The 5371-nt window shown below is 45.0% G+C and carries 4 protein-coding genes and 1 tRNA gene; 4 read left to right on the top strand and 1 reads right to left on the bottom strand.

The genetic code is table 11. The annotated features are described in order from the left end of the window. Nucleotides 1–61 precede the first annotated feature (61 nt). Nucleotides 62–146, top strand: a tRNA-Tyr gene (locus tag AB4138_RS21045). 491 nt (nucleotides 147–637) lie between these two features. On the opposite strand, the gene AB4138_RS21040 is transcribed toward AB4138_RS21045, so the two are convergent. Then, nucleotides 638–1546 carry a Tim44 domain-containing protein gene (locus tag AB4138_RS21040; RefSeq protein WP_017060179.1) on the bottom strand — a complete coding sequence of 303 codons (909 nt, stop codon included), beginning with the start codon at nucleotides 1544–1546 and terminating at the stop codon, nucleotides 638–640. Nucleotides 1547–1742: 196 nt separating this feature from the next. On the opposite strand from AB4138_RS21040, the gene AB4138_RS21035 reads away from it, so the two are divergent. The 3 genes from AB4138_RS21035 (at nucleotide 1743) to AB4138_RS21025 (ending at nucleotide 5292) form a co-directional block, all read left to right on the top strand. Then, nucleotides 1743–2333 (top strand): TetR/AcrR family transcriptional regulator, encoded by a 591-nt coding sequence (locus AB4138_RS21035; protein ID WP_048613073.1) that lies wholly within the window; start codon nucleotides 1743–1745, stop codon nucleotides 2331–2333. 17 nt (nucleotides 2334–2350) lie between these two features. Beyond that, entirely contained in the window at nucleotides 2351–4225 is a 1875-nt protein-coding gene (locus AB4138_RS21030; protein WP_372082534.1) for an MFS transporter, read from the top strand. A 146-nt stretch (nucleotides 4226–4371) separates the two neighbouring features. Continuing rightward, nucleotides 4372–5292 carry a YeiH family protein gene (locus AB4138_RS21025; protein WP_017060176.1) on the top strand — a complete coding sequence of 307 codons (921 nt, stop codon included), beginning with the start codon at nucleotides 4372–4374 and terminating at the stop codon, nucleotides 5290–5292. Nucleotides 5293–5371 lie beyond the last annotated feature (79 nt).

Below are 5371 nucleotides of genomic sequence, written 5' to 3'. Positions count from 1 at the left end.
TTGATGGGCTTATGGGAAAACATCAATTTAGGCTTACTTTGTGAAGAGTAAGACACACCCTGGAGGGGTTCCCGAGTGGCCAAAGGGAGCAGACTGTAAATCTGCCGGCACTGCCTTCGATGGTTCGAATCCGTCTCCCTCCACCATATTCTCCTTAATTGGAAAATCGAAAAGCCAACTCATTGAGTTGGCTTTTTTCGTTTCTGAGCTTTATCTCTTACTAAACGTGTCTTCTAAAACAACCCTCAACTTCCTAAACACTAACCCGCTCCTACAAATAACTAAGCGATCTAGCCCATTCAAACATCAGTGATCCCATACTTCTGCATGACGCTCACAAGCCAGATAAGCAGCGCAGCCTAAACAATGGGTCGATATATGTTCTTCGCATTCGTTCGCAATTATCTGTTTCTGCTGCAAAGTAACCTCAGGCTCCAATACGGGTTCAAAGAACTTTGTCATTACTCATTACATCCAAATAAAATCAGTTAGTTAGTCTCAGGTTAATCCAATCTTTAACTAAGATACATATCATTAGACGCAAAAAAGCCCCTGCTGATTTCTCAGCAGGGGCTTTCTATTATTTGGTGTCATTCCGAATAACTACATCCTATTGATGTTGAGTTAAATCCTGGAATTAACCTTGAATACCAACAATTAACCAAGGTGCATTGTTAGTTGTTAGGTCACGCTCTAGGTGCCAGATATCAGTGATATCTTCTTCAACGCCATCCGCTGTGTCACGGTAACGACCGCTAAACTGAAGGCTTAGCTGTGCTTTGCTACCATCGTGGTCTGCGCGAACGATTTCAGCATCAACGTACATTACGTCTGTGTGCTGATCACCGTCTAGCTTATTACGCTCAGCTTTTAGGTCTTCAAATAGGCTTGGAGATACGTATTCTTCAATCGTGTTTAGCTCATTGTGGTTCCATGCACCTTGCAGTGTACGGTAGTGCTCACGAGAACCGTTGATGAATGCCGCTTGATCAAAGCCCGGTGGGTAGTTATGTGGAACATCGCTTTGTGCACCAAAACCGAAACCACCAGCAGTGCCTTGTGATTGAGGTTGTGCTTGCTCGAAGTTATGAACATTTGGTTGTTGCTTAGGTTGTTCAAACTTGTTCTGACCCATGCCGCCGAATGCTGGCTGTTGGCCACGTGCATTCTGCTGATTCATTGAGCCCTGCTTCGCGCCCAACATTCCACGTAGGAATTTAAACGCTAGGAAAGCAATCAGACCCATGATCAGAATATCCATGAACTGGATACCTTCAAATGCGCCACCAAAGAATGCAGCTAAAAGACCACCAGCAAGTAAACCACCTAGCAGACCGCCCATAAGGCCTTTCTTGCTAGAGTTAGCTGCTGTGTTCTTACCTGTTTGATCTTGACGGATCGAATTCGTGTTTTGTTGTTTTGGTGCTGGAGCCGTTTTAAAGCTTTTGCCAAATGACTTACCACCACCAAACTTTTTCGCTTCCGCGATTGGCGTCACCGCGACTGTTACCAACAGGATCGCGACTAGTGAGAAAAATCGTTTCATTATTATCCTTTATAGGTTTTTTATCTTTCGACACCTTAATCATACTCGTTAACAAAGAACAATGAAATATTCACCGTGTTTACACATGTATCATAATATTGCGGCTATTAATTGATTACTAAACTAGCGAAGGGATTGACGGCACTCTGGGGCAGCATTAAAATATTGAACGATGTTCATTTAATAGAAAGTACCCATGGCAAGACGAAACGATCATACTCGCGAACAATTAGTGCAATTAACCTTAAAAACGGTGACCGACTTCTTAGAAGAGCACTCTTATCACGAGCTAAGTCTACGTAAAATCGCCAATATGATTGGTTACGTTCCAAGTACCTTAGTAAATGTATTTGGTAATTACAACCTACTGCTTTTGCATGTGGTCGCTCAAACATTAGATGAACTGGCGTCAGAATCCGCTGCAACTGTTGAACAATCGAGCAACCCTCAACAAGCTCTATTCAACCTTGCCTACTGCTACCACGATTTTGCACAGAGACACCCTCACCGTTGGCAGCTTATCTTTGAGCACAACATGAACGGTGAAAACCTTCCTGAATGGCAATCGAACCGCATCGATAGAATGACAGGCATGCTAGAACAGTTGCTAGTAGCGATTGCTCCTGAACATACGAAAAGCGAAGTCGTTAAAGCCAGCCGTGTATTATGGTCTGGAGTACACGGAATTACTCTACTTAGCGTTGATGATAAATTTTTCGCCTCTGAGCCTATTGATGGTAAAGAGCTGATCAATAACCTAGTCTCAAACTACTTAACCAACTGGTAATCATCCAAGGAAAGACAATGAACAACAGCAGCCAATCTTCGCTGTTAACGCAAAAAAGGTTCCTACCCTACTTTATTACCCAATTTCTAGGAGCCTTTAACGACAACATATTCAAAAATGTCCTGTTACTGTTTGTTGCTTTCGCAAGCGTAGACACGCTGCCTATTTCCAGCAATCTATTCATTAATTTGGCCGCTGGCCTGTTTATTCTGCCCTTCTTCCTATTCTCAGCTTTAGCCGGTGTACTGGCTGATAAATACGAAAAATCGTGGTTTATCCGTAAAGTTAAGCTCCTTGAAGTGGTGATCATGTCACTGGGTGCGATCGGATTTATCTATGAAAGCTACGGGATATTACTTCTGCTCCTGTTCCTTATGGGAACGCAGAGTGCTTTCTTTGGTCCGGTGAAATACGCCCTGCTTCCACAGCAGTTAGAAACAAAAGAACTGGTATCTGGTAACGCTCTCGTCGAGACAGGTACATTCTTAGCGATCCTGATTGGTACTCTAGGCGCAGGCATCATTGCATCTGAAGAAGGCGCGAAGCTCATTGCTGCGGTGTGTATTGTTTCGTTCGCCGTGCTTGGCTATGCATCAAGCTGCTTTATCCCACATGCGCCAAGTAATGCACCAGATCTTAAAGTAAAGTGGCAACCTGTAAAACTGACCCGCGCGACACTTGCGATTGCCAAAAAAGATCGCCCGACCTTTCAAGCTCTGATGTCTATCAGCTGGTTCTGGTTCCTTGGTGCGGCTTACCTAACTCAGTTCCCCAACTTCACTAAACTGCATCTAAACGGCACTGAAAGCTCCGTCGCCTTTTTACTGGCACTATTCTCGGTAGGCATTGCAATCGGCTCTTTAGCTTGCGATAAGTTATCTAATCACCGAATTGAAATCGGCATCGTGCCAATGGGCAGCTTAGGTATCTCGATCTTCGGTCTTCTGATGGCGATATCCATCCCGGAGTCTTTGCCTGACTTTAGTTCTTTCCATCAATTCGTAACCTACTCAGAGCTGTGGCCACTGTTTGCTTACCTTCTGCTTCTGGGTATCTCTGGCGGTGTCTTTATTGTTCCTCTGTATTCACTGATGCAGTTACGTGCCAAGCCCGACGAGCGTGCCCAAGTGATTGCCGGGCTCAATATCTACAACTCACTGTTCATGGTGGGAAGTGCGGTATTAGGTATTGTTTGCCTTAGTGTTCTAGATCTTTCAATTCCGCAGCTGTTTATCTTGCTCGCAGTGGGCAACACTTTGGTGATGCTGTACCTGTTTTATCAGGTGCCTATCTACGCTTTCCGCTTCTTTACGTGGGTGGTCACTCACACCATGTACAGAGTTAAACATAAGAACTTACATCACCTGCCAGAAAAGGGCGGTGCGTTGATTGTCTGCAACCATGTGAGTTATATGGATGCACTGCTGCTGAGTGCGGTTTGCCCTCGCTTGATCCGTTTTGTGATGGAAGAGGATTACACCAAGTTGCCGCCAATTCGACGCTTCTTGAAAAGAGCTGGGGTGATTCCAATCTCCGCGACCAACCGCAACTCGATTCGAAACGCTTTCAAAGAAGTAGAGCGTGCCCTGCATGAAGGTCACATCGTGTGTATTTTCCCAGAAGGAAAGCTCACCTCTGATGGCGAAATGGCTGAGTTCATGCGTGGTATGGAGCTGATCATCAAACGTTCCCCTGTCCCAGTGATTCCTATGGCTCTTAAAGGATTATGGGGTAGCTACTTTAGTCGTTACAAAGGCCGTGCCTGCAAAGGGTTACCCACTCGCTTCTGGACTAAGCTAGAGATAGAAGCTGGCGAGCCGATTTCACCTAAACAAGCCTCTTGTGAAACGCTTCGACAGTCAGTCTCTGACCTTCGCGGATCATTACGCTAGTTAACCAGCCCTTTATTCATATCAGTTGAACAAGCGTTAAGTTTTCCTTAACGTTTGTTCAATTCATTTAGACTTACTTATCATTTTATTGAACGTATAGTGGTCTCATCACAATAACGCCACAACAAAACAAGACTCTAAATACAATGAACCTAAAAAAGTCCGTTCCATTTTATCTTGCTGCACTGTTTTGCTTAACGCCTTGGGTTAGCTCACCGACAGCCCTGGTTATCGGTTTCCTGCTTGCTAGTTTAGGATTAGTCCCTGAACACTTGGAAGTCGGCAAACTTACCAAAAAGCTACTGGCCTACTCTATTGTTGGCTTGGGTTTTGGTATTCAGTTTGAAAAAGCATTAGCAGTAACAGGCGATGGTATTGGGCTCATTGTAACGACGATTATCGGTACATTAGTCATTGGTTGGTTCTTGGCGAAACAAATGGGGCTAGACCGCACTACGGGCTATCTTATATCTTCTGGTACCGCGATTTGTGGTGGTAGCGCGATAGCAGCAGTGGCACCCGCGATCAAAGCAGACGATGAACAGATTGGCTTGGCATTAGCCACCGTATTCGTGTTGAACTCGGTTGCTCTATTCTTATTCCCGATGATTGGTCACGCGCTTGAGCTCAGCCAACAAACATTTGGTACTTGGGCAGCGATAGCGATTCACGATACGTCTTCTGTAGTAGGTGCAGCTTCAGCGTATGGCGAAGAAGCACTGACGACAGCGACAACATTGAAGCTCGCTCGCGCACTTTGGATCATCCCAATCGCTTTAATTAGTGCGATGATCTTCAAGAACGATCAAAAGAAGATTACGGTTCCCTACTTCATTTTCTTCTATTGCGCCGCTATCGCGGTGAGTGACTTACTGCCACAATTTGAGATGGTCTATCAAGGAATCTTTGATGTGTCTAAGCGAGCACTGGTCGTGTGTTTGTTCTTAATTGGCTGTGGTATTTCAGTTGAGAAGTTAAAAGCGGCAGGGCCGAAACCACTGATGTTTGGTATTACAATGTGGGTCATGATCTCAACGGGTTCATTGGCGTGGTTAACTCTCGCTTAGCCCGCATAGAAACGCTTTAGATGTTTGTTCGGTGAACTAGACACTCAAGTTAGCGAGCAACAATCGAGTAGGAGGAGGC

Source organism: Vibrio sp. 10N.286.52.C3 (assembly GCF_041468865.1).
Taxonomy (GTDB): domain Bacteria; phylum Pseudomonadota; class Gammaproteobacteria; order Enterobacterales; family Vibrionaceae; genus Vibrio; species Vibrio crassostreae_C.
The sequence above is the reverse complement of the archived record's forward strand: the minus strand, read 5'-3'. Positions and strand labels throughout refer to the sequence as shown.

Excerpts from the sequence above, each read along its gene's own strand:
- AB4138_RS21030 (WP_372082534.1), top strand. The coding sequence starts at position 2,351 with ATGAACAACAGCAGCCAATCTTCGCTGTTAACGCAAAAAAGGTTCCTA.
- AB4138_RS21035 (WP_048613073.1), top strand. The coding sequence starts at position 1,743 with ATGGCAAGACGAAACGATCATACTCGCGAACAATTAGTGCAATTAACC.
- AB4138_RS21040 (WP_017060179.1), bottom strand. The coding sequence starts at position 1,546 with ATGAAACGATTTTTCTCACTAGTCGCGATCCTGTTGGTAACAGTCGCG.
- AB4138_RS21025 (WP_017060176.1), top strand. The coding sequence starts at position 4,372 with ATGAACCTAAAAAAGTCCGTTCCATTTTATCTTGCTGCACTGTTTTGC.